Source organism: Daejeonella sp. (assembly GCF_049655485.1).
Lineage (GTDB): Bacteria > Bacteroidota > Bacteroidia > Sphingobacteriales > Sphingobacteriaceae > Daejeonella.
This window is the reverse complement of the sequence record NZ_JBASJU010000234.1, coordinates 1-4,377: the sequence shown is the minus strand read 5'-3', so window position 1 is coordinate 4,377 and position 4,377 is coordinate 1. Positions and strand designations below refer to the sequence as shown.

Here is a 4,377-nt window from a genome sequence, read left to right as displayed (position 1 = left end):
GGATAACTCACTTGATTCGCGGTACTGGGGCTTCGTGCCCGAGGATCACATCGTTGGTAAAGCTTTATTTGTCTGGATGAGCTGGGATGCTAATGCTTCGTTCCTGAATAAGATTAGGTGGAGTAGGATATTGGGGGGAATACATTAATTAGGAAATTAGCAAATTATAGAATTAGCAAATGTTTTGGAGATCTTAATTTTCTAATTTTCTAATTCTCTCATTCCACTTTATACCTATAAATATACCTTCCCAAGTTCCCATCAATATCAGTACCCTCAAGGATAGCTTTAAACGATCCTTTGTTGTCGCCGTTGTAGAACTCGAAAGACATTTTCCCCTCCTTATCCGTGAAGATCCTTGGGTTCCAGTATACTGTAGTTCGTAAATCAGAACCTGTTGCACGGCTTTCAGGAGTGAGATATTTCGGAGAATAGAATTCGCGGCTTTTGATAAAACCCTGTGGACTAAACGTCAACACGTTATTAGGAGGAAACAGTCTTTTAAGATCCTCAGCGGAGACGGGTTTCTTGGCATCTTTTTTAGAATAAATCGATAAGACCCCGTTTGTACCATAGGCCCGGTCTATGAGGCCCAGATCATCCCTTAGGAAAATTTCGACGCTTTCCACATCCGACGGAACTATATTATTCAGGAAATTGGCTTCAATCTGCATTCCGTCTAAAAATATGGCAACGGGTACTCTCAAGCCGCTATTATAGACCCGAGTTACGTAGAATGCATTATCGGCGAATGTTAGTCCTGATGCTGCCCCCTGTAGACAGTTAATCATCACATTACAGCCATTGAACCGTTCGTTGTCGATCGTATGATCGGCGAGCATACTTAATCCGCTTAAAGCGGGGAAATCAGCATGACTGGTCTTTTTTATCGGAGCTGCACTAACGACCACTTCCTGCAGCATTTGCGTGGACATTCTATACTGTCTTTCGCTATTCTGGAGGTAAGGGGTAAGAATGCTATCAATATTTAGAACTTCGTCCGGGGCATTCACGTTCTTAGTTAAGGAGGGAAACGCCGCGCCATCAAGCATAATCATCATGTTTTTACTGCCATTGGCGGTTCTGGCGGTGATAGAAACCTCAGCAGAATCTGGAACTACCACATTCTTAAATCTAAAAACGCCCTTGATGTCAGTTATCGCTTCAGCATAAAACCTGCTTTCCGGGACTACCAGCTTTAGTGAACCCTTAGCAACAGGCATACCGGTGGCCGATCTTAATGTTCCGGAAAATTCCATTCCCTGTTCCGGCAGGAAATTGACTACCGGAAGTTTGTTAGTAAGGATGTCCTTATAGGCAAATTTCCGGTAACCCTGGGTAAGCATCAGCACATCGAGATCAGCCCGTTTTTGTTCGTTCGGCTGATTGAAGTAATAATTAGGTTCTTCGATATAACCTTTTAGCTCGGATGACAGAAGGAAAGAGCTGAGTATAGTTGATTCCTTGTTTTCGTCAACGGGTACTTTGGACTCGTTAACAACGGATATTGAAAGATTTCCCTGGATGGGAATATTATTGGTTTTTGCAGTAACGGTCATCTTTACAGGCTGCCGCGCCCCATAGGTCTTTTTATCGCTATTAACCGCTAATGTCATCACATCCTGGTGTTTAATAAAAACCAGCCGCTCTGTTAGGGGCTCTCCTGCGGAAGAAAACAGTGTGATTTGTGCTATACCGGTTGGGAATTTATCTTTTGGGATGGAAGCTGCAAAAGAGGCAGATGTTAGTGATGCCCTGGCAGCATAACAAATAACGCCCTTGCTTCTGCCTACGATATAAAAATTCTGATTTCGGTTGCTGGTAAAATATGCTTCGTTGCTGGTGATTCTTAACAATAGGGTAGTCGGGTCCGTGTTGATTGCCGATAGGCTTATGCCCGCCGGCCTCGCTGCAGGGATTGCCACCGTCTTCTTTATCCCATTAGAAAATACAAGGTTAGCTTTATATGTCTGGCCTGGCTCCGGCATAAGTGCTAAAATACCCATTCCGAGGTGTTGCGAATTTAGCGTTGTCATAGCTTTTCCGGTATTATCCACGATTTCACCCGTCACTCCGACCCCCAGGCCTTTCTCTCCGACAGCTTTGAATGCAACTTTAGAACGAACATTTTCTATTAACTCGCCACCCTCTGGAAAAAACTGGATATCCGCTTCCGCGAAGATATTTTTTATGGGAAATGTAGAAGTAATCTGTTTATTATCTGCTGTTTCCAGGATAGTCTCGAGTACACTGGCCTCAAGGGCAGTTTTCTGGTCCGGAGTGAGTGCAAGCGTGAGTATACCCTGCGAATCTGTTGTGCCGCGGCCTTTTAATACTTCCTCAAAATTTGAAATGAGCCGCCAGCTCACACGAGCATTCGTTAAGATGGTTCCTGAAGGGTCTTTGTAGAGAATTTGTACATCTGCCTTCGGCTGGCCGTTTTCATTTTGGCCCTTTATTGAGATGGTAGTTATTACTTGTCGGTTGATGGCATTTCCAATCTTAATATTTTTAGTGAAAAAATAAGATTCATCACTGTTAAGCATCCAGTAAGTGTAAGCCCTAACCCGGTAATTTCCAGATTTATAAACCAGTGGGTCGAGCGTTAGGCTGCCATATGCGGAAGTATTGACGACAGGCAAGCGCATTGCCTTAACAAGTGTATCTTTTTCGGAGATAAAATCCACATAAACTATCTTGCTAAGATCCGAAGGCAGGTCCTGGCCAGAAGCAATATAGGCCTTAAACCATATCGTATCGCCTACTGCATAGTATGGCTTGTCGAAATGCAGGTATACTTTTTCTGTAGGATATTCTTCTATTAATTTCTGGTTTTTTTCAATTAAAGTATTAAGGTTCAGGGTGTCCTGGGAATACACAAGTCCTGCTTGAATCAGAAAAGAAAAAGTAATTAATAAAAAGCGTAGAATTCTCATGTTTAATAGGAAAGGTGATAGCGCTAATATAAAAAAACCGTGTTCTAAAAGAGAAACGAAGAGTAGGTTTAACTTATTACCGACCTCAGACCTCCGACTCCCAGTTTCGATGCCAACTCATTTAAATCATCATATACAACGTCAATGATAGGAATCCCCGAAACCTTCCGTTCTTTTTCAGCAGAAAGCTCCGGTTCGCCGGGAATTATGACAGGCTGGTCTGGTGAGATTGGGGTAGCCGTTTTAAACCTTTCGATCCAATTATCCAGGTGCGACTTAAATTCGTCTACTGGCCGGAATCCGTCCACTCTCATAGCTCCAAGGAAATGGCCGATTCCTTCGCCTACGGGGTTATTTGACGGTTCCAGGAAAGCAACAAAAGGAGGGACCCAAGGCCCATAATTAGCTCCTGAAAGTACGGCGGACAAAATATCTACTGTAGCACTAAGTCCGAAGCCCTTGTGGCTCCCATGGTCACGGTCGCTTCCAAGCGGCAGCAGAGAGCCGCCTTTTTTCAATTCATGGGGATCAGTAGAAGGTTTCCCATCTTTATCCTGGATCCAGCCATCAGGCACCGGTTTCCCAGAACGCTGAGCGATTTCTAATTTTCCATTTGCAGCAGCGGAGGTAGCCATGTCAACAATTACAGGCGGGTATTTGCCAGCCGGGAATGCATAGCACATCGGATTGGTTCCCAACATCCTTTCATTGGCGAATGTAGGTGCAACCAGGGGACTTGCATTGGTCATGGCGAACCCAATCATATCCTTTTCAACAGCCAGCATCGTGTGGTATCCCGCGATTCCAAAGTGGTTGGAATTTTTTACCGAAACCCAGCCGGAGCCATACTTTTCCGCTTTTTCTATAGCGACTTTCATCGCGAAGGGGGCCACCACCAGACCTAAGCCGGCATCACCGTCTACAGTTGCGGTCGTTGCAGTCTCGTGTACCACCCTTATATTCGGACTGGTATTAATCCGTTTCTTCTCCCACAGCCGTACGTATCCGCTTAGGCGCGCGACGCCATGTGAATCAATACCCCGAAGATCCGACTTAATAAGAACGTCTGCGGCAAGTTCTGCATGATCCGCAGGACAACCCATTTTTAAAAAAATAGATACAGTGAATTTTCTGAGTGAGTCTTCAGCAAATGTATGATAAACCATAAATGCTATTCTTCAATTATAGTGAACTTCTGGTCAAGTGGCTTGAAGCTTTCAATCAGAGCGTCGATAAAACTCCTGCCGTATTTCACGTAAAATAAACCGAAATTCTCGGTCCGTTCCTGGAGCCCACTGCGTGGGAAAAGTTGGGTTTTTAAGGAATCAATTTGATTCAGCGCATCTGAATAATTTCGTTTTTCAGCTCTCATTAATTTCCCTTCAAGGGTTTTCAGCGCTTTGTTAAGCCGGGCATTAACTGCGTCTGAACTCGCGACCAG

At 44.3% G+C, this 4,377-nt stretch carries 3 protein-coding genes and 1 pseudogene; 1 reads left to right on the top strand and 3 read right to left on the bottom strand.

The window, feature by feature from the left end; genetic code table 11:
• Positions 1-148 (top strand): S26 family signal peptidase (locus WBJ10_RS09825; protein WP_424289781.1); only part of this gene is annotated, 148 nt, incomplete at its 5' end.
• A 70-nt stretch (positions 149-218) separates the two neighbouring features.
• On the opposite strand, the gene WBJ10_RS09820 is transcribed toward WBJ10_RS09825, so the two are convergent.
• From WBJ10_RS09820 to WBJ10_RS09810, 3 genes and pseudogenes are all read right to left on the bottom strand, one after another.
• Positions 219-2,936 (bottom strand): carboxypeptidase regulatory-like domain-containing protein, encoded by a 2,718-nt coding sequence (locus WBJ10_RS09820; protein WP_424289779.1) that lies wholly within the window; start codon positions 2,934-2,936, stop codon positions 219-221.
• Positions 2,937-3,004: 68 nt separating this feature from the next.
• Positions 3,005-4,102 carry an Ldh family oxidoreductase gene (locus WBJ10_RS09815; RefSeq protein ID WP_424289777.1) on the bottom strand — a complete coding sequence of 366 codons (1,098 nt, stop codon included), beginning with the start codon at positions 4,100-4,102 and terminating at the stop codon, positions 3,005-3,007.
• 5 nt (positions 4,103-4,107) lie between these two features.
• Positions 4,108-4,377 (bottom strand): annotated as a pseudogene (locus WBJ10_RS09810) (bacillithiol biosynthesis cysteine-adding enzyme BshC); the annotation flags it as partial.

Coding starts and splice junctions, on each gene's coding strand:
- WBJ10_RS09820 (WP_424289779.1), bottom strand. CDS start 2,936: ATGAGAATTCTACGCTTTTTATTAATTACTTTTTCTTTTCTGATTCAA.
- WBJ10_RS09815 (WP_424289777.1), bottom strand. CDS start 4,102: ATGGTTTATCATACATTTGCTGAAGACTCACTCAGAAAATTCACTGTA.